Source organism: Pseudomonas sp. P7758, from assembly GCF_013386485.1.
GTDB lineage: Bacteria > Pseudomonadota > Gammaproteobacteria > Pseudomonadales > Pseudomonadaceae > Aquipseudomonas.
Genome location: NZ_JACARS010000111.1, coordinates 1 through 25,193, shown reverse-complemented (window position 1 = coordinate 25,193; position 25,193 = coordinate 1). Strand labels below are relative to the sequence as shown.

The following is a 25,193-nucleotide window of genomic DNA, read 5'->3' as shown; positions in this document are numbered from 1 at the left end:
TAAGTATCCGCAGGTCGACTCACGAGGTCGCCCTCACTACCAAAAATGACAACAAATCATGAGGCCAACATGCTTAAACACGCAGTCATTCCGTTATTAGTCAGCGCCGGTTTAATGGCTGCTGCACCTTTCGCCCAAGCGGCGAGCAACCTGGTGTTCTGCTCCGAAGGGAGCCCGGCCGGTTTTGATCCAGGCCAGTACACCACCGGAACAGACTTCGATGCTTCGGCCGAAACCATGTTCAACCGTCTGACCCAGTTCGAGCGCGGCGGCACCGCTGTTGTTCCTGGGCTCGCCACGACCTGGGACGTTTCCCCGGATGGCCTGACGTACACCTTCCACCTGCGTGAAGGCGTCAAGTTCCACACCACCCCGTACTTCAAGCCAACTCGTGAATTCACGGCTGACGACGTACTGTTCACCTTCAACCGGATGATCAATAAAGACGATCCGTTCCGTAAAGCCTACCCGACCGAGTTCCCGTACTTCACGGACATGGGTATGGACACCAACATCAAGAACATTGAGAAAGTCGATGACCACACCGTCAAGTTCACCCTTGGCACCGTGGACGCCGCCTTCATCCAGAACCTGGCAATGAGCTTCGCCTCCATCCAGTCGGCTGAATACGCCGCCCAGCTGTTGAAGGAAGGCAAGGCACAGGACATCAACCAGAAGCCAATCGGCACTGGCCCGTTCGTGTTCAAGAGCTACCAGAAAGACTCCAACATCCGTTACACCGGCAACAAGGATTACTGGAAACCTGAAGACGTGAAGATCGACAACCTGATCTTCGCCATCACTACCGACCCGTCGGTGCGTATCCAGAAGCTGAAGAAAAACGAATGCCAGGTGACCCTGTTCCCACGTCCGGCCGACCTCAAGGCGCTGGGTGAAGACAAGGACCTGAAACTGCCGCACCAAGCCGGTTTCAACCTGGGCTACATCGCCTACAACGTAATGCCGGTCCTCAAGGGCCAGACCGCGCCTAACCCGCTGTCCGACCTGCGCGTGCGTGAGGCCCTGGACATGTCGGTGAACAAGCAGCAGATCATCGACTCGGTGTACCAGGGCGCAGGCCAACTGGCTGTCAACGCCATGCCGCCAACCCAGTGGTCCTATGACACCACCATCAAGGATGCGCCGTTTGATGTGACCAAAGCCAAGGCTCTGCTCAAGGAAGCCGGCGTCAAGGAAGGCACCGAGATCACCCTGTGGGCGATGCCGGTCCAGCGTCCGTACAACCCGAACGCCAAGCTGATGGCCGAGATGCTGCAGAACGACTGGAAACAGATCGGCCTGAAAGTGAACATCGTCAGCTATGAGTGGGGCGAGTACATCAAGCGTTCCAAAGGCGGCGAGAACCAAGCCATGATCATTGGCTGGAGCGGCGACAATGGTGACCCGGACAACTGGCTGAACGTGCTGTTCGGCTGCGATTCCCTGGCCGGCAACAACTTCTCCAAGTGGTGCGACAAGAAATTCGACGGCATCGTGAAAGAAGCCAAGGCGACTTCCGACGTAGCCAAACGCACCGAGCTGTACAAGCAGGCGCAACATATCCTCAAAGATGCAGTCCCGATGACACCTATCGCGCACTCGACGGTGTATCAACCCATGCGCAACAACGTGCAGGACTTCAAGATCAGCCCATTTGGCTTGAACTCCTTCTACGGCGTGAGCGTAAGCGGCAAGTAAGGATCTCTGGCGGCGACGTTTCATAACGTCGCCGTTATTGCATCCGCCAAGACCGTAGGAAACAGACCACCTCCGCACACGCTGCCGTCCTACGGCAGCTAACTGCGAATCGCGGCTCCGTTACCTACAAGGTCTGTCAGATTCGTTGCATTTACTGCCTGGCTCCCGACCCATAACGTCGTGGTACGGCAGACGCATCGTCTCTGTAGGGCAACTGCCGTTGTGGGATCAGTGTTGTCGCAAGGTCGTGAATGACCTTGCGATTGCTCACTGACGAAAACAACAAACAAGGATCGGGATTGTTATGCGCCATACCACCGTTCTATCCGCGATATTTGGCACCAGCCTGCTGGCTGTGGCCTCGATGGGCCAGGCTGCCGAGAAAAAGAGCCTGGTGTTTTGCTCCGAAGGCAGCCCGGCGGGCTTCGACACCGCGCAATACACGACGGCCACCGATAACGACGCCGCCGAGCCTATCTACAACCGCTTGGCCGAGTTTGAAAAAGGCGCGACCAATGTCGTACCGGGCCTGGCAACCCGTTGGGATATTTCCGAAGACGGCCTGACCTATACCTTCCACCTGCGTGAAGGGGTGAAATTCCACGGCAACAAGGACTTCAAGCCGACGCGCGACTTCAACGCCGACGACGTGCTGTTCACCTTCAATCGCATGCTTGACCCCGAACACCCGTTCCGCAAGGCCTACCCCACCGAGTTTCCGTACTTCAACGGGATGAGCCTGAACAAGAATATCGCCAAGGTCGAGAAAACCGACCCGCACACCGTGGTGATGACCCTGAACACGGTCGACGCCGCGTTTATCCAGAACATCGCCATGAGCTTCGCCTCGATCCTGTCGGCCGAATACGCCGACCATTTGCTCAAGGTCGGCAAGCCCAGCGACATCAACCAGAAGCCGATCGGCACCGGGCCGTTCGTGTTCCAGCGCTACCAGAAAGACTCGCAGATTCGCTACACCGGCAACAAACAGTACTGGGACCCTAGCCGCGTGAAGCTCGACCAGCTGATTTTTGCGATCAACACCGACGCCTCGGTACGGGTGCAAAAGCTCAAGGCCGGCGAATGCCAGATCACCCTGCACCCGCGCCCGGCCGACGTCGAAGCCCTGAAGGCCGACCCGAACCTGCAACTGCTGACCAAGCCGGGTTTCAACCTGGGCTACATCGCCTATAACGTGCGGCACAAGCCCTTCGACCAGCTCGAAGTGCGCCAGGCCCTGGACATGGCGGTGAACAAGCAGAGCATTCTCAACGCCGTGTACCAGGGCGCGGGGCAACTGGCGGTCAACGCCATGCCGCCGACCCAGTGGTCTTACGACGACACCGTCAAGGACGCCGCCTACAACCCGGAAAAAGCCAAGGAATTGCTCAAGGCTGCCGGCGTGAAGGAAGGCACCGAGATCACCCTGTGGGCGATGCCGGTACAACGGCCGTACAACCCCAACGCCAAGCTGATGGCCGAAATGCTGCAAAGCGATTGGGCAAAGATTGGCCTCAAGGTCAAGATCGTCAGCTATGAATGGGGCGAGTACATCAAGCGCACCAAGAATGGCGAGCATGACATCAGCCTGATCGGCTGGACCGGCGACAACGGTGACCCGGACAACTGGCTGGGCACCCTCTACAGCTGCGACGCCATCGGCGGGAACAACTACTCCATGTGGTGTGACCCGGCGTACGACAAGCTGATCAAGCAAGCCAAGGTCGTCACCGACCGCGAACAAAGGACTGTTCTATACAAACAGGCGCAGCAACTGCTCAAGCAGCAGGTGCCGATCACGCCAGTCGCCCACTCGACGGTCAACCAGCCGTTAAGCGCCAAAGTCGAAGGTTTCAAAGTGAGCCCCTTCGGCCGCAACGTGTTCTCGGGCGTCAGCATCAACCCATAAAAAGATAACCGGATTGCGCAGGGCGAGCATTCGCCTTGCTGCAAACGTGCAGCCTTATTTCGGGTTTTACCCATGGGCAAACGTTTGCAAAGGCTTGAACGAGTTACACACCCAATAGCCGGTTCACCTAAAAAGACCGGCATTAAAAAGAGAACCAAAGGAGCTTCACCCATGAAACTGAGCAGCACCGCGCTACTGGCCCTGGCCATCAGCAGCATCACGGCTAACGCCTACGCTGATCCTGCAAGCCAGGACTTCGTTCCAACCACACTGGCCGGCACCAGCGCCCAAAGCGAGGCCAAAGGCTTTATCGATGGCGCAAGCCTGGGCGGTACAACCCGTAACTGGTTCTCCAACGAACAACGCTTCCGTGGCAGCAAGTTCACTTACCAGAAGCACGGCGAAGCCCGTACTGACAACTACCGTACCAACTGGGTGCAAGGCACCATCCTCAACGCTACCTCGGGTTTCACCCAAGGCACCGTTGGCGTGAGCACTGAAGTGGCGGTCTACAACGCTCTGGTCCTGGACCGCAGCAAGCGCGACATCAAGGGCGGCTCCAACCGTACCCTGGCCGACTCCGACGGCGACGCTGTAGACCAGTGGAGCAAACTGGGCCTGGCCAACGTCAAGTTCCGTGTCTCGAACACCACCTTGACCGCCGGTCGCCAGAACTTCAGCAGCGGCATCATCGACACCATCGGTAACCGTGCGCTGCCTTCGAGCTTCGAAGGTGTGAGCTTCAACAGCGAAGAGTTCAGCAACCTGTCCTTCCAGGGCGGCGTGTTCGACCGCGTTTCGCCACGGACCGAGCAGAGCCTGTCGAAATTCCGTACCGAATACGGCAATGGTCGCCAGGAAACCGACAAGGTCAACACCCTGGGCGTCAACTACCAGCCGTTCAAGAGCCTGAAGACCAGCCTGTTCGCCGCTAACGTGGAAGACTTCTGGAACCAGTACTACTTCGGTGCTACCCACGAACTGGGTGACAGCCAGACCCTGTCCCTGACCACGGGCCTGAACTACTACAAGACCGTCGACGAAGGCAAAAAGTTGATGGGCAAGATCGACAACGACACCTACTCGCTATCGTTCGGCCTGACCCACCAGGCTCACAGCCTGACCTTCTCCTACCAGGCCGTGAACGGCGACGAGTACTTCGACTACCTGCACGAAACCAACGGCATCTACCTGGCCAACTCCCTGACGTCCGACTTCAACGGTCCGAACGAGAAGTCCTTCCAGATCGCCTACGGCATCAACATGGCCGAATACGGCGTGCCGGGCCTGAAGTTCAACGTCTACTCGGCACGTGGCTGGGGTATCGACGGTACTCACTACACCGGCGACGGCGGCCGCGCTGGCTTTGCCTACAACGGCATTCAGGCCCAGGACGGCGAGAAGCACCAGGAATACGGTGTAGGCGCGGCTTACGCGATCCAGAGCGGCGCACTCAAGGCCACCACCATTCGTGGTACCTACGTGACTCACCGTGCCAGCGCCAACCAGGCTGACGGCAACCTGCGTGAGTTCCGCCTGGTGACCACCATCCCGTTCAACATTCTTTAATCAGCGCCAGGTCGGCGGCGGGCTCAGGACGAGCCCGCCGCCTACGCTTGTCTGGTCCAATCGATTGCAGAGGGCTCTTAGATGAAAATGCTCCCGTTACAAGCCGCCATTGCCGCTGCGCTGTTGAGCGTTGCTGTCGGCATCTCGGCCAAACCGTTGGTCGTCTGCACCGAAGCCAGCCCGGAAGGCTTCGATCCGGTCCTGTACACCACGGCTGTCACCGCCGACGCCGCGGCCGAAACCATCTTCAACCGCCTGGTGGACTTCAAGCCCGGCACCACCGAAGTGATCCCGGCACTGGCCAAAGACCTGCCCGAGATCAGCGCCGATGGCCTGACCTACACCTTTCACCTGCGTGACGACATCAAGTTCCACACCACCGACTACTTCAAACCCACGCGCAACATGAACGCCGACGACGTGCTTTGGAGCTTCCAGCGCCAGTTGGACCCGAATCACCCGTGGCACAAAAAGTCCAACGTGGGCTACCCATACTTTGAAAGCATGGGCTTCAAGGAACTGCTCAAGAGCGTAGAGAAGACCGATGACCACACCGTGGTCTTCACCCTGACCCGCCCTGAAGCACCGTTCCTGGCCGACCTGGCCATGGCGTTTTCCTCGATTCACTCCGCCGAATACGCCGACCAATTGCTCAAGTCCGGCAAGACCGACGACCTGAACGCCAAGCCCATCGGCACCGGCCCGTTCATCTTCACCCGCTACGCCAAAGACGCCCAAGTGCGCTTCAAGGCCAACCCGGACTACTTCCGTGGCAAGCCGCCGGCTGACCCGCTGATCCTGGCCATCACCACCGACAACAACGTGCGCCTGCAAAAGCTCAAGGCCAACGAATGCCAGATCGCGCTGTATCCGAAACCGGATGACGTGCCGAGCATGAAGGCCGACCCGAACCTGAAGGTGGCGGAACTGGCGGCGATGACCACCGCCTACACCGCCATGAACACCACCCACAAGTACATGAGCGACGCGCGGGTGCGTCACGCGATCAACATCGCGTTCGACAAGAAGGGCTACAACGAATCCCTGTACGGCAAAGGCAACGCGGTCGACGCCACCGGCCCGTACCCGCCAACCCTGCTGGGTTTCAGCGACAAGCTGAAAAACCCGCCCCGCGACCTCGACAAGGCCCGCGCCCTGCTCAAGGAAGCCGGCGTACCGGAAGGCACCGAGTTCACCCTGTTTACCCGCAACGGCGGCGGCCCGACCAACCCCAACCCGATGCTCGGCGCCCAGCGCATGCAGGCGGATCTGGCGCAGATCGGCCTGAAAGTGAACATCAAGGTCATGGAATGGGGCGAAATGCTCAAGCGCGCCAAGAATGGCGAACATGACATGGTCTCCGCCGGCTGGGCGGGGGATAACGGGGACCCGGATAACTTCCTCACCCCGAACTTGAGTTGCGATGCAGCGAAAAACGGCGAAAACTACGCCCGCTGGTGTAACAAGGAGTTTCAAGACTTGATCGACAAGGCGCGCGCCATCGCTGAACCCACCCAGCGCGCTGCACTCTATGAACAAGCAATGGACGTTTTCGACAAGGACCAACCATGGATTCCCATGGCTTACCCGAAAATGTTCACCGCCATGCGTAAAAACGTCGAGGGTTATACCCAAAGCCCTCTGACCACAAATAACTTCGCCACCACCCAGGTGAAGTAGATAAGAGACGCTCGGCACCGTCGACATTGACGGTGCCGAACCTGCCTAACCGGCTGATTGAGGTACACAACAAGATGTTTAGTTTTATTGCCCGCCGATTGGGGTTATTGATCCCCACGTTTTTCGGCATCACCTTGCTGACCTTCGCGTTGATTCGCATGATCCCTGGCGACCCCGTCGAAGTCATGATGGGCGAACGACGAGTCGACCCCGAGATGCACGCTCAGGCAATGGAACGCCTTGGTCTGAATAAACCGCTCTACGCGCAATACCTGGATTATGTCGGCAAGCTCGCCCACGGCGACCTCGGCGAATCCCTGCGCACCCGTACCAGCGTGTGGACTGAATTCACCGCCCTTTTCCCTGCGACCCTGGAACTGTCCATGGCCGCCCTGTTGTTCGCCGGCATCCTGGGGCTGTTAGCCGGGGTGATCGCGGCCTTGAAGCGAGGATCCCTGTTCGACCATGGGGTGATGGGCATCTCCCTGGCGGGATATTCGATGCCGATCTTCTGGTGGGGCCTGATCCTGATCATGTTCTTCTCCGTCAGCCTGGGCTGGACGCCAGTCTCCGGACGGATCGACCTGCTCTACGACATCGAGCCGCGCACCGGCTTCATGCTGATCGACACCCTGCTGGCCGACGAGCCGGACGCATTCTGGGACGCGTTGCACCACCTGATCCTGCCGGCCATCGTGCTCGGCACCATCCCGCTGGCCGTTATCGCGCGGATGACCCGTTCGTCGATGCTCGAAGTACTGCGCGAAGACTACATCCGCACCGCCAAGGCCAAGGGCCTGTCGCCGGCACGCGTGGTGTTCGTCCACGGCCTGCGTAACGCCTTGATCCCGGTACTCACCGTGGTCGGCCTGCAAGTCGGCACATTGCTGGCGGGTGCGGTCCTGACCGAAACCATCTTCTCGTGGCCCGGCATCGGCAAATGGCTGATCGAAGCCATTGGCGCACGGGATTATCCCGTGGTGCAAAACGGCATCCTGTTAATCGCCTGCCTGGTGATTCTGGTGAACTTCGTGGTGGATATCCTCTACGGCTTCGCCAACCCACGCATCCGTCACCAGCGCTGAGATCATGACCATGACCACACCTACTCCCGCGGTAGCAGTCGATCAAAGCCTGCTGTACCCGTCCCCGTACAAAGAATTCTGGCAAGCCTTTTCCAAGAACAAGGGCGCCGTTGCCGGCCTGCTGTTTATGTTGCTGGTGGTGTTTTGCGCGCTCTTCGCCCCTTGGGTGGCCCCGCATAACCCGAGCGAGCAATACCGTGACTTCCTGCTGACCCCTCCGGCCTGGCTGGAAGGTGGGCAGATCCAGTTCCTGCTGGGCACCGATGAACTCGGGCGTGACCTGCTGTCGCGCCTGATCCAGGGTTCGCGCCTGTCGTTGCTGATCGGCTTGTCGTCGGTGGTGATGTCGCTGATCCCGGGGATCCTGCTGGGCCTGTTCGCCGGTTTCTTCCCGCGCCTGCTCGGCCCGACCATCATGCGCCTGATGGACATCATGCTGGCCCTGCCGTCGCTGCTGCTGGCTGTGGCGATTGTCGCGATCCTCGGCCCTGGCCTGATCAACACCGTGATCGCCATCGCGATCGTGTCGCTGCCGTCCTATGTCCGCCTGACCCGCGCTGCGGTGATGGGCGAACTGAACCGTGACTACGTGACCGCCGCACGCCTTGCTGGCGCCGGCCTGCCGCGCCTGATGTTCGTCACCGTGCTGCCGAACTGCATGGCGCCGCTGATCGTTCAGGCCACCCTGAGTTTCTCCTCGGCGATTCTCGATGCTGCAGCCCTGGGCTTCCTGGGCCTTGGCGTACAACCGCCAACCCCTGAGTGGGGCACCATGCTGGCCTCGGCCCGCGACTACATCGAACGCGCCTGGTGGGTCGTGAGCCTGCCTGGCTTGACCATTTTGCTCAGCGTGCTGGCAATCAACCTGATGGGCGACGGCCTGCGCGATGCGCTGGACCCGAAACTCAAGAACGCCGCCTGAGGAGATTCCCATGTCACTGCTAGAAATCAAGAATCTCAATGTCCGCTTCGGCGACAAGACCGCCGTGCCGGTGGTCGATGGCCTCGACATCTCCGTCGACAAAGGTGAAGTACTGGCGATCGTTGGCGAGTCGGGTTCGGGTAAATCCGTGACCATGATGGCGCTGATGGGCCTGATCGAGCACCCCGGTATCGTCACCGCCGACGCCCTGAACTTCGACGGCAAGGACATGCTCAAGCTGAGCAACCGCCAGCGCCGGCAGATCGTCGGCAAAGACCTGGCGATGGTCTTCCAGGACCCGATGACCGCCCTGAACCCCAGCTACACCGTGGGTTTCCAGATCGAAGAAGTGCTGCGCCTGCATTTGAAAATGTCCGGCAAGCAAGCGCGCAAGCGTGCCATCGAACTGCTCGAAAAGGTGGAAATCCCGGGCGCAGCCAGCCGTATGGATGCCTACCCGCACCAGCTGTCCGGTGGTATGAGCCAACGTGTGGCCATCGCCATGGCGATTGCCGGCGAGCCGAAACTGCTGATCGCCGATGAACCGACTACTGCGCTCGACGTGACCATCCAGGCCCAGATCATGGACCTGCTGCTGGCCTTGCAGAAAGAGCAGAACATGGGCCTGGTGCTGATCACCCACGACCTCGCGGTAGTGGCCGAAACCGCCCAGCGCGTGTGCGTGATGTACGCAGGCCAAGCCGTGGAAGTTGGCCAGGTGCCGCAGTTGTTCGACATCCCGGCGCACCCGTACAGCGAAGCGTTGCTCAAGGCGATACCCGAGCACAGCCTCGGCGCCACGCGCCTGGCCACGCTGCCGGGTATCGTTCCCGGCCGTTATGACCGCCCGCAGGGTTGCCTGCTGTCGCCGCGGTGCCCGTATGTGCAGGAGTCCTGCCGCGCCCAACGCCCGGGCCTTGACCCGAAAAGCCACAGCCTTGCCCGCTGCTTCTACCCGCTGAATCAGGAGGTGGCGTAATGGCCGTCGTACTTACCGCCCGCGACCTGACCCGTCACTACGAAGTGTCCCGTGGCCTGTTCAAGGGCCATGCCCTGGTGCGCGCACTCAACGGTGTGTCGTTCGAGCTCGAAGCCGGCAAGACCCTCGCGGTCGTGGGCGAGTCCGGTTGCGGCAAATCCACCCTGGCCCGCGCCCTGACCTTGATTGAAGAGCCGTCTTCCGGCTCGCTGAAAATCGCCGGGCAAGAAGTCGCCGGTGCCGACAAGGCCCAGCGCAAGCAACTGCGCAAAGACGTGCAGATGGTGTTCCAGAGCCCTTACGCCTCGCTGAACCCGCGCCAGAAGGTCGGCGACCAACTGGGCGAGCCGCTGCTGATCAACACCAACCTGTCTGCCGCCGAGCGCCGGGAAAAGGTCCAGGCGATGATGAAGCAAGTGGGCCTGCGCCCTGAGCATTATCAGCGCTACCCGCACATGTTCTCCGGCGGCCAGCGCCAGCGAATCGCACTGGCGCGGGCGATGATGCTGCAACCCAAGGTGCTGGTGGCGGATGAACCGACCTCGGCGCTGGACGTATCGATCCAGGCCCAGGTGCTGAACCTGTTCATGGATTTGCAGCAGGAATTCAACACCGCCTACGTGTTCATCTCCCACAACCTCGCGGTGGTGCAGCACGTCGCCGACGACGTAATGGTGATGTACCTCGGCCGCCCGGTGGAAGTGGGCCCGAAGGAAGACATCTACGCACGCCCGCTGCACCCGTACACCCAGGCGTTGCTGTCGGCAACCCCCACCATTCATCCGGACCCGAACAAACCGAAGATCAAAATCGTCGGCGAGTTGCCCAACCCGTTGAACCCACCGTCTGGCTGCGCCTTCCACAAGCGCTGCCCGTACGCGACCCAGCTGTGCAGCACCGATGAACCGGTGCTGCGACCACTCGACAACCGCCAGGTGGCTTGCCACTACGCGGAGCAATTTGTGGTCTGACGTGCAAAAAAATGCTCTGGAGGGTGAGTCCAGAGCATTCCAGTGTTCTACAGCCCTGCTTGTCGGATAGCGCATCTGTTCGGCAAGCGGGGCTTTCTTTTGCCTGCGTTACTTATGTATCGCTGTCGCCATCGTTGTAGGTGTCGCTGTCTTCGCCATCATTGTCCGGGTTCTCGGCATCGTCATCGTCCTTGGAACCGCCCTGGTTTTCGTCACCGGGCTCGGATTCACTCTTGGCCAACTGCAAGCCACCCGCCTGCACCGTCTTCGCCGCCACAAACCCTGTGCCATGGCTTTGCACAGCCGTATTGGCCCACGCGGCAGACATGCCCAATGACATCATCACCAGCACTTTGAGCAACAGCACCACACGTTGAAAGATACTCATGGTCGAATTCCGCCCAGTCAGGAGTTGAACTGCGTACGACAGCTGTCCACCGTCGCCTTGCTTCAAACTAGTCCCGAACTGAAGTTTTCGCCAATGAAACAACCTGAATAGCAGCCAAAGAAAAAGGCGAAGCCATCACAGCTTCGCCCTCTCTTATATCGCTAACCCTTAGTGATGCTCACGGGTCGCGCGGAATTTCACATCCGGCCAGCGCTCTTCCATCAGCGCCAGGTTGACCCGAGTCGGGGCCAGGTAGGTCAGGTGACCACCGCCGTCGATCGCGAGGTTTTCCACGGCCTTGATCTTGAACTCTTCCAGCTTCTTCTTATCGCTGCAGTCGATCCAGCGCGCGGAGTACACGGTGATCGGCTCATAGGAGCATTCCACCTTGTATTCCTCTTTCAGGCGACTGGCCACTACATCGAACTGCAGCACACCGACGGCGCCGAGGATGATGTCGTTGCTGCGTTCCGGGAAGAACACCTGGGTGGCACCCTCTTCCGCCAACTGCTGCAAACCCTGGCGCAGTTGCTTGGATTTCAGCGGGTCACGCAGGCGTACGCGGCGGAACAGTTCCGGGGCGAAGTGCGGGATACCGGTGAAGCCCAGCACTTCGCCTTCGGTGAAGGTGTCACCGATCTGGATGGTGCCGTGGTTGTGCAAGCCGATGATGTCGCCGGCATACGCTTCTTCCAGCTGCTCACGCTCGGAGGAGAAGAAGGTCAGGGCGTCGCCGATGCGCACGTCCTTGCCGGTACGCACGTGGCGCATTTTCATGCCTTTTTCGTATTTGCCGGAGCAGATACGCATGAAGGCGATACGGTCGCGGTGCTTGGGGTCCATGTTCGCCTGGATCTTGAACACGAAGCCGGCGAATTTCTCTTCCACAGGCTCCACGGTACGCTCGTTGGCAACCCGGGCCAGCGGCTTGGGGGCCCAATTGACCACGGCATCCAGCACGTGATCGACACCGAAGTTGCCCAGGGCGGTACCGAAGAACACCGGCGTCAGCTGGCCGTCGAGGAACTCCTGCTGGTTGAACTCGTGGCAGGCGCCCTGCACCAGTTCCAGCTGGTCGACAAACCGGTCGTACTCGTCACCCAGGTGGGCGCGGGCTTCGTCGGAGTCGAGCTTCTCGATGATTTTCACATCGGTACGTTCGTGGCCGTGGCCGGCGGTGTACACAATGATGTAGTCGTCGGCCAGGTGGTACACGCCCTTGAAGTCGCGGTAGCAACCAATCGGCCAGGTGATCGGCGCAGCCTTGATCTTCAGGACGGCTTCGATTTCGTCCAGCAGTTCGATCGGGTCGCGGATGTCACGGTCGAGTTTGTTGATAAAGCTGACAATCGGCGTATCCCGCAGGCGGCACACGTCCATCAGCGCGATGGTGCGGGGCTCGACGCCTTTACCGCCGTCGAGGACCATCAGCGCCGAGTCCACCGCCGTCAGGGTGCGGTAGGTGTCTTCGGAGAAGTCTTCGTGGCCCGGGGTGTCGAGCAGGTTGATCATGTGGTCGCGATACGGGAACTGCATGACCGACGTGGTAATGGAAATACCACGCTGCTTTTCCATTTCCATCCAGTCGGAGGTGGCATGGCGGTCGGATTTACGGGATTTCACCGTGCCGGCCACCGCGATCGCCTTGCCCATCAGCAACAGCTTTTCGGTGATGGTGGTTTTACCGGCATCGGGGTGGGAAATAATGGCGAAAGTGCGGCGTTTCGCGACTTCGGCGGCCTGGTGGGTCATGGGAAATCGCCTGGCAGGTGAGTCAAAAAAGGGCGGCGAGTATAGCGCAAACCCGGGGTGACGGACCACCGTTCACCCCATTGGGGGTGGCTAATTGCTGCCAAGTATGGAACCTTTTAAAAGGTAGAGACGTCCACTCCCCTGCTATCGCACTCGTAACAGGGGCTGAAAAATCAGCAAGTTAGCCTGACGAGGCTGCGCTCATGGCTCGACCGCATACCGCGTTGCCGGTAGGGGCGAGCTGCTATTCGCGACCACATTCGCCGACAGCCAGGAATGGCATTGCCGCTCGGAAATGTGTTCGCCGACAAAAGAAAAAAGGAGTCCGCCTGTGGCTATTCGCTATGGCAAAGGGCTGATAGGAGGAGCGGTTGTCGTCGCTCTCCTGGCCCTGCTGGTCCACTGGATCGGCATCAACACGATCGAACTGTACCGCGACGATTTGTTGTTTTACCTGCAAGCTCACTTGATCCTCGTCCTTGTTTCGATGCTGGCCGCCCTGATCGTAGGGATTCCCGCCGGTATCCTGCTGAGCCGACCCAACATGGTCGGGCGCGCAGAACGCTTCATGCAGATCTTCAACATCGGCAATACCGTCCCTCCCCTGGCCGTACTGGCCATCGCCCTCGGTGTCCTTGGCATCGGCAGCGGCCCCGCGATCTTCGCGCTGTTCCTCGCCTCGTTACTGCCCATCGTGCGCAACACCTATGAAGGCCTGAAAAACGTTCAAGGTTCCCTGAAAGAAGCCGCCGTCGGCATCGGCATGACGCCGCGCCAGGTGCTGTTTCGCGTGGAATTGCCCAACGCCGTGCCGATCATCATCGGTGGTGTACGCGTGGCCCTGGCGATCAACGTCGGTACCGCGCCCCTGGCGTTCCTGATTGGCGCCAACAGCCTGGGCAGCCTGATCTTCCCCGGCATCGCCCTGAACAATCAGCCGCAACTGCTGCTCGGCGCCGCATGCACCGCGCTGCTGGCCTTGCTGCTCGACGGTCTGGTGACCATGGCCAGCCGCCTTTGGCTGGAACGCGGGTTGCGTCCGTCTTAAGGCTTTGGCCCCGTCTTGGGCCTGAAACAGGAATTCACATGAAAAAACTGACATTGATATTGAGCTGCGTCCTGCTGTTCGCAGGGTTTGCGCAAGCCGCTGAAAAACCGGTCATCCGCATCGGTGCCCGGGTGTTCACTGAACAGACCCTGCTCGCCGAAATCACCTCCCAGTACCTGCGCACCAAGGGTTACGACACCCGTGTGACCGGCGGCCTGGGCAGCAACCTGGCACGCAGTGCCCAGGAAAGCGGGCAACTGGACCTGATCTGGGAATACACCGGCGTGTCGCTGGTGGCCTACAACCACGTCGACGAGAAGCTCGACAGCGAACAGTCCTACGCCCGAGTGAAAGAACTCGACGCGAAAAAAGGCCTGGTCTGGCTCTCCCCGTCGAAATTCAGCAACACCTACGCCCTGGCCCTGCCAGAGAACGTGGCCAAGGAATTCCCGCAGATCAACAGCATCAGCGACCTGACCGCGGCACTGGCCGAGAAAACCAAGGAAAACCGCCTGGTGGCCCTGGACACCGAGTTCGCCAACCGTTCCGACGGCATGGCCGGCATGGTCAAGCTGTACGACATGAACCTGACCCGCAAGAACACCCGGCAGATGGACGCCGGCCTGGTGTACACCGCGCTGCGTAATGGCCAGGTGTTTGCCGGCTTGGTCTACACCACCGACGGTCGCCTGAACGCCTTCAAATTGAAGCTGCTGGAAGACGACAAGCACTACTTCCCGGACTACACCGCCGCGCCGGTGGTGCGTCAGGTTTACCTCGATGCCCATCCGCAACTGGCCGCTGATCTCAAGCCACTGGCTGCGCTGTTCGACGACGAAACCATGCGCCAGCTGAACGCGCGGGTCGACGTCGACCACGAAAGCCCGTCCGCCGTGGCCGCAGATTTCCTGCGCCAGCATCCGATCAACTAAGAGGAGAAGACATGGAATTCCTGAACGCCTTTTCCCATCTTGATTGGGCCCAAGTCCTGCACCTGACCTGGCAGCACATCACCCTGGTCGGCATTGCAGTGATCCTCGCAATCGTCGTCGGCGTGCCCCTGGGCGTGCTGATGACCCGCTTCCCGACGCTCGCCGGCCCATTGCAAGCCAGTGCCACGGTGTTGCTGACCGTGCCGTCGATCGCGCTGTTCGGCCTGCTGCTGCCGTTCTACTCCAAGTTCGGCCAGGGCCTGGGGCCGATGCCGGCGATCACCGCCGTGTTCCTCTATTCCCTGTTGCCCATCATGCGTAACACCTACCTCGCCCTCACCGGCGTTGAGCCAGGCATTCGCGAGGCCGCCAAAGGCATCGGCATGACCTTCGGCCAGCGCTTGCGCATGGTCGAGCTGCCGATTGCCGTACCGGTGATCCTCGCCGGTGTGCGCACCGCCGTCGTCATGAACATTGGTGTGATGACCATCGCCGCCACCATCGGCGCCGGTGGCCTGGGTGTACTTATTCTGGCTTCCATCAGCCGCAGCGACATGTCGATGCTGATCGTTGGCGCCGTGCTGGTCAGTCTCCTGGCCATCTTCGCCGACCTGCTTCTGCAATGGCTGCAACGCACGCTGACTCCAAAAGGACTGCTCAAATGATCGAACTTCAAAACCTGACCAAGACCTTCCAAAGCAACGGCAAGACCATCACCGCCGTTGATTCCGTAAGCCTGACCGTCAACGAAGGCGAAATTTGCGTATTCCTCGGCCCCTCGGGCTGCGGCAAGAGCACCACGCTGAAGATGATCAACCGCCTGATCAAGCCGACCTCCGGCAAGATCCTGATCAACGGCGAAGACACCACCGACCTCGACGAAGTGACCCTGCGTCGCAACATCGGCTACGTGATCCAGCAGATCGGTCTGTTCCCGAACATGACCATCGAAGAGAACATCGTGGTGGTGCCCAAGCTGCTGGGCTGGGACAAGCAGAAATGCCACGACCGCGCCCGCGAGTTGATGAGCATGATCAAGCTCGAACCCAAGCAGTACCTGCATCGCTACCCGCGTGAGCTGTCCGGCGGCCAGCAACAGCGGATCGGCGTGATCCGCGCCCTGGCGGCGGATGCACCGTTGCTGCTGATGGATGAGCCGTTCGGCGCGGTCGACCCGATCAACCGCGAGATGATCCAGAACGAGTTTTTCGAGATGCAGCGCGCGCTGAACAAGACCGTGATCATGGTCAGCCACGACATCGACGAAGCCATCAAGCTGGGTGACAAGATCGCGATCTTCCGCGCCGGCAAGCTGCTGCAGATCGACCACCCGGACACCCTGCTGGCCCACCCTGCCGACGAATTCGTCAGCAACTTCGTTGGCCAGGACAGCACCCTCAAGCGCCTGCTGCTGGTGAAGGCTGAAGATGCGGCGGACAACGCGCCGTCGGTCAGCCCGGAAACCCCGGTGGCGGATGCCCTGGAGCAGATGGATGAGCTGGACCGTCGCTACGTGGTGGTCACCGATGCCGAGAACAAGGCCCTGGGTTATGTGCGACGTCGCGACCTGCATCGTCAGACCGGTACCTGCGGCCAGTACCTGCGGGAATTCAACGCCACGGCGGCGTACGACGAGCATTTGCGCATCCTGTTGTCGCGCATGTACGAGTTCAACCGCTCGTGGTTGCCGGTGATGGATGCGGAGCGGGTGTTCCTGGGGGAAGTCACCCAGGAGTCGATTGCCGAGTATCTGAGTTCCGGTAAGTCCCGTGGGGGCAAGACCAGCATTGTGTCGCCTGCCGAGACAGCACTGGCCTGACCTGACACACAGCGGTCAAAATGTGGGAGCGGGCTTGCTCGCGAAGGCGGAGTGTCAGTCACCGGATGCATTGGCTGATACACCGCATTCGCGAGCAAGCCCGCTCCCACATTGGATCTTCACTGTACCCGCAACACCTCAAATTGCCCCTACCGGGGAACATCAATCCGTCATACCGGTCGGTTACATAAGTAGCTGCACGCGGCCGCACGACGAACGCGTGCAAAAACGCGACATTTTTAGTTGATCTATAGCCCCTCACGTCCTAAAGTTCGCGCCGAACGTCCATGCTGGAAACGATCCATCCGGCTCAAGTACTGACGACGAGACAGCAAGGCCAAGGGAAGCGGTTGATCCCATGGCCTTTTTGCTTTCGGCGACATGCCTTGGGAAGTAGGCGAACCAAAGTGGGGATACGGAGGACGTTCATTTGCACCCATTGATCAATCTAGTTTGCCAGTAGGAGTTCCCAGCATGTCGATCCAGGTCGAAGACTATTTCGCGCGCGCCACTTTTGACAAAATGAAGGCGTTCGCCGACACCCAGGAAACCCCGTTCGTGGTGATCGACACCGCGATGATCAGCCAGGCCTACGATGACCTGCGCGCCGGTTTCGAATTCGCCAAGGTGTATTACGCCGTCAAGGCCAACCCGGCCGTCGAGATCATCGACCTGCTCAAGGACAAGGGTTCGAGCTTCGACATCGCGTCGATCTACGAGCTGGACAAGGTCATGGACCGCGGCGTCAGCCCTGACCGTATCAGCTACGGCAACACCATCAAGAAATCCAAGGACATCCGTTACTTCTACGAGAAGGGCGTGCGCCTGTTCTCCACCGACTCCGAAGCCGACCTGCGCAATATCGCCAAGGCCGCCCCGGGTTCGAAAGTGTATGTGCGTATCCTCACCGAAGGCTCGACCACGGCCGACTGGCCGCTGTCGCGCAAATTCGGCTGCCAGACCGACATGGCCATGGACCTGCTGATTCTCGCTCGCGACCTGGGCCTGGTGCCTTACGGCATCTCCTTCCACGTCGGCTCGCAGCAGCGTGACATCAGCGTGTGGGACGCGGCGATTGCCAAGGTCAAAGTGATCTTCGAGCGCCTGAAGGAAGAAGACGGCATCCACCTGAAGCTGATCAACATGGGCGGCGGCTTCCCGGCCAACTACATCACCCGCACCAACAGCCTGGAAACCTACGCCGAGGAAATCATCCGCTTCCTCAAGGAAGACTTCGGTGACGATCTGCCGGAAATCATCCTGGAGCCGGGCCGTTCGTTGATCGCCAACGCCGGGATCCTGGTCAGCGAAGTGGTACTGGTTGCGCGTAAATCCCGCACCGCCGTCGAGCGCTGGGTATACACCGACGTGGGCAAATTCTCCGGCCTGATCGAAACCATGGACGAAGCCATCAAGTTCCCGATCTGGACCGAGAAGAAAGGCGAGATGGAAGAAGTGGTCATCGCCGGCCCGACCTGCGACAGCGCCGACATCATGTACGAGAACTACAAGTACGGCCTGCCGCTGAACCTGGCGATTGGTGACCGGATGTACTGGTTGTCCACCGGTGCGTACACCACCAGCTACAGCGCAGTTGAATTCAATGGCTTCCCGCCATTGAAATCGTTCTACCTGTAAACGCACGCCCTGATCGTTCCCACGCTCTGCGTGGGAACGCATCCGGTGACGCTCTGCGTCACGCCGTTAGAGCGGACGCAGAGCGTCCAGGGCGGCATTTCCACGCAGCGCGTGGGAACGATCAAGTTCAATCGCATGCTCTTGATAGATCTCGGCCATTGCCCGTATCTGCGGCTCATTGGCGGCACACAACGCCTTGTGCGCCACCCGCAAGAACTTCAAATTCCCGCCCGCCAGTGCCTTGCGCAACCATTCCAGTGCCGTTTCTATCTCGCCCCGGTCCGCCAACACCGCCGCATAACTGAACTGCCCGCGAAAATCCCCGCCTTCTGCTGACTGGCGATACCACGCCACCGCCGCCTCCAGATCCCTCGGGCAGTACTGCCCTTCTTCCAGATAACGCCCCAGCAGGTTCATCGACTTGGCATGGCCCAGTTCCGCGGCCTGTCGATAACACGCCAGCGCCTGGGCTTGATCCTCGGCAACCCCGCGCCCGGTCGCCAGCAGGTTGGCGTAGTTGTACAAGCCCCAATCCAGCCCGGCCTCGGCCGCCCGACGATATTCCCGGGCCGCCGCCACGGCATCCGCCTCGCAACCCCAGCCATGCTCCAGGCAACGCCCGAGCATATTGCGCGCCATCAAATGCCCGCCCTTGGCGGCGATGCGGAACCAGCGCATTGCCAGTGCTTCATCGCGCTCGATGCCGCGCCCTTCCAGCAGGATTTGCCCGAGCAGCGCCTGGGCATCCACCACGCCCTCCTTCGCGGCGATCAAAATCGCCTGGGCGGCGCGCACCGGGGAGTCGTCGAGCATGCTCTGCAATTGCTCAACGTTGAGTACTTCTTCACGGCGCAATAAAAAGCCCACGCTCAGACCTCAACCCAGCGGCGCAGCAGGTTGTGATAGGTGCCGGTGAGCTGGATCAGCGCGGGGTGGTCGGGCACGTCGCGGCTCAGTTGCTGGATCGCCCCGTCCATCTCGAACAGCAAGGTGCGCTGGCTGTCCTCGCGCACCAGGCTTTGGGTCCAGAAAAACGAGGCGTAGCGCGCGCCACGGGTAACGGCGTTGACCTTGTGCAGGCTGGAGCCGGGGTACAGCACCATGTCGCCCGCCGGCAACTTGACCCGCTGCAGGCCGAAGGTGTCCTGGATTTCCAGCTCGCCGCCGTCGTAGTCGTCGGGGTCGCTGAAAAATACGGTGGAGGAAAGGTCAGTGCGCACCCGCTCGTGGCTGCCCTTGGACTGGCGCACGGCGTTGTCGATATGGAAGTCGAAACTGCCGCCGGCGGTGTAACAGTTGACCAATGGCGGGAAGACCTTGTGCGGTAACGCCGCTGACATGAACAGCGGATTTTTCCACAGTCGATCGAGGATCGCCGCGCCGATTTCCTTTGCCAGCGGGTGGCCTTCCGGCAGTTGCAGGTTGTGTTTGGCCTTGGCCGATTGGTGCCCGGCAGTGATTTTGCCGTCGGCCCACTCGGTGTGCGCCAGGGCTTCGCGGATGCGCAGCACTTCCTCGCGAGAGAACAGGCCGGGAATGTGCAGCAACATGGAGGCATTACCTGAAAACAGTGAGACGCCAATGGTAGTGATTCTTATTGACTGTGTACAACCCTACTCCCGCCCAAAGGACGAACGAGATCGTCAAAACCGTAAGCAAAAAGTGTAAAGAACGTAAATTCAGTGCGAATAGTAATGTATCGCAATTGATATGAAGTCTTGTTCTCCCTATATTCCGCGGCCTCACCTCCTTGGGGAAAGGACACACTCATGCCGCGCACTTCGATAAAAACACCTGCCAGTTCACCACGTTTGCTGGCCTCGGCCATCGGCGTTGCCATCAGCGCCAGCGCTGCCGCCCAAATGGCGCAAGCTGCTGAAGACACCGAGCAGAAAGGCGAGCGCAACAGCATTTCCCTGGGAGCCACCAGCATCACCGGCCAGGAACAGGACAGCACGTCCTACCAGGCCGAAAAAGCGTCCTCGCAGAAGTACACCGCGCCGCTGGTAGATACTCCGCGCTCGGTCACCGTGGTGCCGCAGCAAGTGCTCAAGGACACCGCCGCCACCTCGTTGCAGGACGCCTTGCGCACCGTGCCGGGGATTACCTTCGGCGCCGGTGAAGGCGGCAACCCGCAGGGCGACCGTCCGTTCATTCGCGGCTTCGACGCCCAGGGCGATACCTACCTCGACGGCGTGCGCGACACGGGCGGCCAGAGCCGCGAGATCTTCGACATCGAATCCATCGAAGTCAGCAAAGGCCCCAACTCGTCATTCGGCGGCCGCGGCTCGGCCGGCGGCAGTCTCAACCTGGTGAGCAAGACGCCACAGGCGCGGGACTTCACCAACGGTGGCTTCACCTACGGCTCCGACCAGACCCGCCGCTATGTGCTCGACGTCAACCGTCAGTTCCTCGACAGCGCGGCCTTCCGCCTGAACCTGATGAGCCACGAACAGAACGTCGCCGGGCGTGATGCCGTCAACTACGACCGCTGGGGCGTGGCGCCGTCGCTGACCTTCGGCCTGGGCACTCCGACCCGCGTCAACTTCAGCTACTACCACATGGAAAGCAACGACCTGCCGGATTCGGGCATTCCGTATGGCTACAGCAACAGCGGCGCAAGAGCCGCCCACGTGCATGACAAGCCAACCGACGGCGGCGACAGCAACAACTTCTACGGCCTCAAGGATCGCGACTTCCGCAAGACCCGCGCCGACATCAGCACGTTCTCCATCGAGCACGACCTGAACGACAACATGACGCTGAAAAACACCCTGCGCCACGGCAACACCGGCCAGGACTATATCGTCACCCAACCCGACGACAGCCAGCACAACGTCAACCAGTTCGGCACCGTGTGGCGCCGAGCGAACACCCGCGTGTCCACCACCGAGACCACCACCAACCAGACCGATCTGTTTGGCAGCTTCCAGGCGCTGGGCTTCAAGAACACCTACTCCACCGGGCTGGAATTCACCGGCGAAGAAACCCGCTACAGCGGCTACACCGTCAGCCCGAACAGCAACCCCGGTTGCCCGGCGCCCGGCAAAGGCGGCCAGTGCACCTCGCTGGGCAACCCGAACCCGGACGATGCCTGGACCGGCAGCATTGCGCGCAACTACAACGGCACCAACACCAAGGCCACCAGCCGTGCCGCCTATGTGTTCGACACCATCGAGCTGGACCCGAAATGGCTGCTGAACGTCGGCCTGCGCTACGACACCTTCGACACCGTGGCCAACACCAATGCGGTGCCGACCGCCACCGTCAAGGCCCGCAGCAAGATCAAGAACGACAGCCAGTTCTTCAACTGGCAGGCGGGCCTGGTCTGGAAGCCGGTTGAAAACGGCAGCATCTATGCCTCCTACGCCACCTCAGCCTCACCGGCCGGCGGCCTGGTAGGTGAAGGCGCCGACGGCAACCCGCTGTCTGCCGGCGCCGCCACCAGCGACCTGAAACCGGAAGAGACCGTCAACTACGAGCTGGGCACCAAGTGGGACATGTTCCACGACCGCCTGTCCCTGACCGCCGCGGTGTTCCGCACCGAGAAGAAAAACACGCGGATCCTGGTGGACGCGCTGACCTATGAAAACGGTGGCGAATCCCGCGTCGACGGCCTGGAGCTTTCCGCCAGCGGCAAGCTGACCGATCAATGGCAAGTGTTCGCCGGCTACAGCTACCTGAAAAGCGAACTGGTGGACCCGGGCCTGAACGGTCGTAACGGTGTCGTCAGTGCCGGCTCGAACAAAGGCAACCAGATGCCCAACACGCCGAAGAACACCTTCAGCCTGTGGACGACGTATGACGTGACACCGAAGCTCACCATCGGCGGCGGCGCGTTCTATGTCGACGAGGTCTACGGCGATGCGGGCAACACCGTCTACGTGCCGTCCTACACCCGCTACGACGCCATGGCCAGCTACAAGCTGACCAAGAACGTCGACCTGCAGTTGAACGTGCAGAACCTCACCGACAAGACCTACTACGACAAGGCCTATGCCTCGCATTTTGCCAACCAGGCAGCCGGTCGTACGGCCCTGCTGACCACCAGTTTCCATTTCTAAACCGATACAAATGACTGCACGAAACCCCACGCATCGGATGCGTGGGGTTTTTGCGTGTAAAAAAGAATGTTTCTCGACAACTCGCGGCATAATGCGCGCCGTGAAACACCTAACCTGATGACGAGGCCGTACGACGTGTTGAAGAAAACCCTGTTCCAGTTGCATTGGTTCTTCGGCATTACCGCCGGGCTGGTGTTGGCCTTGATGGGGATCACCGGCGCGACGGTGTCGTTCCAGGATGAAATCATCGAGTTGCTGAACCCGACGGTGTTGACGGTGGAAAAGCGTCCGGCCGGGGTACTGCCGCCCGCTGAACTGGTGCACCTGCTGGAAGCCCGTGAAGGCAAAGTCGTGTCGATGCTCACGGTGCAGCCCGACAGCACCAACGCAGCCAAGGTCTGGTTCACCCCACCGCCCGGTGAACGCCGCGGGCAGATGCGCTACTTCGACCCGTACACCGGCGATTACCTGGGCGATGCCGTCGGCCAGGACTTCTTCGGCTTCGTGCTGCAACTGCACCGTTTCCTCGCCATCGGCGACACCGGCCGGCAAATCACCGGCGCCTGCACGCTGATCCTGGTGTTCTTCTGCCTTTCGGGCCTGTACCTGCGCTGGCCGCGCCAGGTGGCAAGCTGGCGTGCATGGCTGGCGGTGGACTGGCGCAAGAAAGGCCGCAGTTTCAACTGGGACCTGCACTCGGTGTTCGGCACCTGGTGCCTGCTGTTCTATCTTCTGGCGGCACTCACCGGACTGTTCTGGTCCTACGAGTGGTACAGCAACGGCATGACCAGACTGCTGTCCGACGCGCCGCAGAACGAACGCGTACGCAAGCGCGGCCCGGCCCCCGAAGGGCCTGCGCCGGTGGCCAATTACGCCGCGATCTGGAGCAGCATCTACAGCAACGCCGGCCCCGGCTTGAGCGGCTACAACATCCGCATGCCCGCGGTCGCCGGCCAACCCGCCACCGTCTACTACCTGCTGAAGACCTCGCCCCACGATCGCGCGCTGAACCAGATCAACCTCGACCCGGCCACCGGCGAAGTCAAATCCCATGACACCTACGCCGGCAAAAGCTTCAAGGCGCAGATACTGACCAGTATCTATGCGCTGCACACCGGCAGCTACTTCGGCCTGCCCGGCCGGATCATCCTGACGTTCAGCGCGCTGCTGATGCCGCTGTTCTTCATCACCGGCTGGCTGCTGTACCTGGACCGCCGCCGCAAGAAACGCCAGGTGCGCGATGCCCGCAAAGGCCTGACCGGCAACCACAGCGACGCGCCGGCCTGGCTGATCGGCTTTGCCAGCCAGAGCGGCTTTGCCGAGCAACTGGCCTGGCAGACCGCCGGGCAGTTGCAGGCCGCCGGCGTGCCAGTGAACGTGCAGTCGCTGGGCAGCGTCAGCGAAGAGGATTTGCGCCAATCGAGCCATGCGCTGTTCGTGGTCAGCACCTTCGGCGACGGCGAGGCACCGGACAGCGCCCGCGGTTTCGAGCGCAGCGTGCTCGGCCAGGACCTGTCCCTCAAGGGCCTGAACTACTCGGTGTTGGCCCTGGGTGATCGCCAGTACCAACACTTCTGCGGCTTCGCCCGGCGCCTGCATTTCTGGCTGACCAACCAGGGCGGCAACCCGCTGTTCGCCCCGGTGGAAGTCGACAGCGGCGACACCGATGCGTTGCTGCACTGGCAACAACAACTGGGCCAACTGACCGGCCATGCACCCGCTGCGGCATGGGCCAGCGCGACCTATGAAAACTGGACCCTGAAGCAACGCACCCTGCTCAACCCGCACAGCAGTGGCTCCGGCGTCTATTTGCTCGGGCTCACCCCGCCAGCCCCCCGGGACTGGCTGGCCGGCGACCTGGTGGAAGTGCTGCCACGCAATTGCCCATGGGCCATCGAACACTTCCTGGAAGGCCTGGGACTGGCCGGCAGCGAAGGTGTGGTAGTCGACGGCCTTGCACACACCCTCGACCAGGCCCTGGCCGGCCGCCAACTGCCGGACAATCGCGCACACCTGGTGGGCCTGCATGCCCAGGCGCTGGTCAATGCACTGGTGCCGCTGGGCATGCGCGAATACTCCATCGCCTCGATTGCCAGCGACGGTGTGCTGGAGCTGATCGTGCGCCAGGAGCGTCACCCCGATGGCAGCGTGGGCGTGGGTTCCGGCTGGTTGACCGAACATGCACCGCTGGGTTCGACCATCAGCCTGCGAGTGCGGCGCAACAGTGGTTTCCATCTGCCGACCGAGCCGCTCCCGATGATCCTGCTGGGCAACGGCACCGGCCTTGCCGGGTTGCGCAGCCTGCTCAAGGCGCGGGTTGCCGACGGCCAGCAGCGCAACTGGCTGCTGTTTGGCGAACGCAATATCGCCCACGACTACCACTGCCAGGATGAGTTGCAAGGCTGGCTGGCCAGCGGTGACCTGGCGCTACTGGACCTGGCCTTTTCCCGGGATCAGGCACAGAAAATCTACGTTCAGGACCGCCTGCGTGAGTCGGCGGATGTGCTGCGTAAATGGGTGGCCGATGGCGCCGCGATTTACGTCTGCGGCAGTTTGCAGGGGATGGCGGCGGGTGTGGATCAGGTGCTGCACGATGTGCTGGGCAGCGAAGCCGTCGAACGCTTGATCGAGCAAGGCCGCTACCGCCGGGATGTTTACTGACCCCCTGAAGATACACCGATCAAAATGTGGGAGCGGGCTTGCTCGCGAAGACAGTGGATCAGTCGATACATCTGTTGA

Annotated in this window: 19 protein-coding genes; 15 read left to right on the top strand and 4 right to left on the bottom strand. The window is 60.8% G+C overall.

Going from position 1 to position 25,193, the window contains the following annotated elements; genetic code table 11:
• The first annotated feature begins 69 nt into the window (after positions 1-69).
• The 8 genes from HX873_RS23060 to HX873_RS23025 all read left to right on the top strand — a co-directional run bounded on the left by HX873_RS23060 (position 70) and on the right by HX873_RS23025 (position 10,813).
• Positions 70-1,698, top strand: coding sequence for an ABC transporter substrate-binding protein (locus HX873_RS23060; protein ID WP_003216000.1), 1,629 nt, complete (start codon positions 70-72; stop codon positions 1,696-1,698).
• 364 nt (positions 1,699-2,062) lie between these two features.
• Positions 2,063-3,607 (top strand): ABC transporter substrate-binding protein, encoded by a 1,545-nt coding sequence (locus HX873_RS23055; protein WP_371318402.1) that lies wholly within the window; start codon positions 2,063-2,065, stop codon positions 3,605-3,607.
• A 171-nt stretch (positions 3,608-3,778) separates the two neighbouring features.
• Entirely contained in the window at positions 3,779-5,176 is a 1,398-nt protein-coding gene (locus HX873_RS23050; RefSeq protein ID WP_003215995.1) for an OprD family porin, read from the top strand.
• Positions 5,177-5,257: 81 nt separating this feature from the next.
• Positions 5,258-6,856: an ABC transporter substrate-binding protein gene (locus tag HX873_RS23045; RefSeq protein WP_003215993.1), complete on the top strand. Its 1,599-nt coding sequence runs from the start codon at positions 5,258-5,260 to the stop codon at positions 6,854-6,856.
• A gap of 74 nt (positions 6,857-6,930) precedes the next feature.
• The gene (locus HX873_RS23040; protein WP_003215992.1) at positions 6,931-7,941 is read left to right on the top strand and encodes an ABC transporter permease subunit; all 1,011 of its coding nucleotides are present in this window, start codon (positions 6,931-6,933) and stop codon (positions 7,939-7,941) included.
• 10 nt (positions 7,942-7,951) lie between these two features.
• Entirely contained in the window at positions 7,952-8,863 is a 912-nt protein-coding gene (locus HX873_RS23035; protein WP_003215991.1) for an ABC transporter permease subunit, read from the top strand.
• Between the two features lie 10 nt (positions 8,864-8,873).
• On the top strand, positions 8,874-9,842 hold the full coding sequence (locus HX873_RS23030; RefSeq protein WP_003215989.1) for an ABC transporter ATP-binding protein: 969 nt from the start codon (positions 8,874-8,876) through the stop codon (positions 9,840-9,842).
• Positions 9,842-10,813 carry a peptide ABC transporter ATP-binding protein gene (locus HX873_RS23025; protein WP_003215987.1) on the top strand — a complete coding sequence of 324 codons (972 nt, stop codon included), beginning with the start codon at positions 9,842-9,844 and terminating at the stop codon, positions 10,811-10,813. The genes HX873_RS23030 and HX873_RS23025 overlap by 1 nt, the downstream gene beginning before the upstream one ends.
• A 112-nt stretch (positions 10,814-10,925) precedes the next feature.
• On the opposite strand, the gene HX873_RS23020 is transcribed toward HX873_RS23025, so the two are convergent.
• Both HX873_RS23020 and HX873_RS23015 read right to left on the bottom strand, forming a co-directional pair.
• Positions 10,926-11,201 carry a hypothetical protein gene (locus HX873_RS23020; protein ID WP_003215984.1) on the bottom strand — a complete coding sequence of 92 codons (276 nt, stop codon included), beginning with the start codon at positions 11,199-11,201 and terminating at the stop codon, positions 10,926-10,928.
• Positions 11,202-11,369: 168 nt separating this feature from the next.
• Complete coding sequence (locus HX873_RS23015) at positions 11,370-12,953, bottom strand: peptide chain release factor 3 (RefSeq protein ID WP_003215978.1); 1,584 nt, start codon at positions 12,951-12,953, stop codon at positions 11,370-11,372.
• A gap of 331 nt (positions 12,954-13,284) precedes the next feature.
• On the opposite strand from HX873_RS23015, the gene HX873_RS23010 reads away from it, so the two are divergent.
• The 5 genes from HX873_RS23010 to HX873_RS22990 all read left to right on the top strand — a co-directional run bounded on the left by HX873_RS23010 (position 13,285) and on the right by HX873_RS22990 (position 18,390).
• The gene (locus HX873_RS23010) at positions 13,285-14,001 is read left to right on the top strand and encodes an ABC transporter permease (protein ID WP_003215977.1); all 717 of its coding nucleotides are present in this window, start codon (positions 13,285-13,287) and stop codon (positions 13,999-14,001) included.
• A gap of 38 nt (positions 14,002-14,039) precedes the next feature.
• Positions 14,040-14,933 carry a glycine betaine ABC transporter substrate-binding protein gene (locus HX873_RS23005; protein ID WP_003215975.1) on the top strand — a complete coding sequence of 298 codons (894 nt, stop codon included), beginning with the start codon at positions 14,040-14,042 and terminating at the stop codon, positions 14,931-14,933.
• An 11-nt stretch (positions 14,934-14,944) separates the two neighbouring features.
• Positions 14,945-15,598 carry an ABC transporter permease gene (locus HX873_RS23000; protein WP_003215973.1) on the top strand — a complete coding sequence of 218 codons (654 nt, stop codon included), beginning with the start codon at positions 14,945-14,947 and terminating at the stop codon, positions 15,596-15,598.
• On the top strand, positions 15,595-16,752 hold the full coding sequence (locus HX873_RS22995; RefSeq protein WP_008437274.1) for a betaine/proline/choline family ABC transporter ATP-binding protein: 1,158 nt from the start codon (positions 15,595-15,597) through the stop codon (positions 16,750-16,752). The genes HX873_RS23000 and HX873_RS22995 overlap by 4 nt, the downstream gene beginning before the upstream one ends.
• Positions 16,753-17,226: 474 nt before the next feature.
• Positions 17,227-18,390, top strand: a complete 1,164-nt coding sequence (locus tag HX873_RS22990; RefSeq protein WP_003215969.1) for a type III PLP-dependent enzyme — start codon at positions 17,227-17,229, stop codon at positions 18,388-18,390.
• 66 nt (positions 18,391-18,456) lie between these two features.
• On the opposite strand, the gene HX873_RS22985 is transcribed toward HX873_RS22990, so the two are convergent.
• On the bottom strand, positions 18,457-19,257 hold the full coding sequence (locus HX873_RS22985) for a tetratricopeptide repeat protein (RefSeq protein WP_177027806.1): 801 nt from the start codon (positions 19,255-19,257) through the stop codon (positions 18,457-18,459).
• 2 nt (positions 19,258-19,259) lie between these two features.
• The gene (locus HX873_RS22980) at positions 19,260-19,940 is read right to left on the bottom strand and encodes a Fe2+-dependent dioxygenase (protein WP_003215964.1); all 681 of its coding nucleotides are present in this window, start codon (positions 19,938-19,940) and stop codon (positions 19,260-19,262) included.
• 219 nt (positions 19,941-20,159) lie between these two features.
• On the opposite strand from HX873_RS22980, the gene HX873_RS22975 reads away from it, so the two are divergent.
• Together HX873_RS22975 and HX873_RS22970 are read left to right on the top strand one after the other, a co-directional pair.
• Entirely contained in the window at positions 20,160-22,454 is a 2,295-nt protein-coding gene (locus tag HX873_RS22975; RefSeq protein WP_177123252.1) for a TonB-dependent siderophore receptor, read from the top strand.
• Positions 22,455-22,589: 135 nt separating this feature from the next.
• The gene (locus HX873_RS22970) at positions 22,590-25,115 is read left to right on the top strand and encodes a sulfite reductase flavoprotein subunit alpha (protein WP_177123251.1); all 2,526 of its coding nucleotides are present in this window, start codon (positions 22,590-22,592) and stop codon (positions 25,113-25,115) included.
• Positions 25,116-25,193 lie beyond the last annotated feature (78 nt).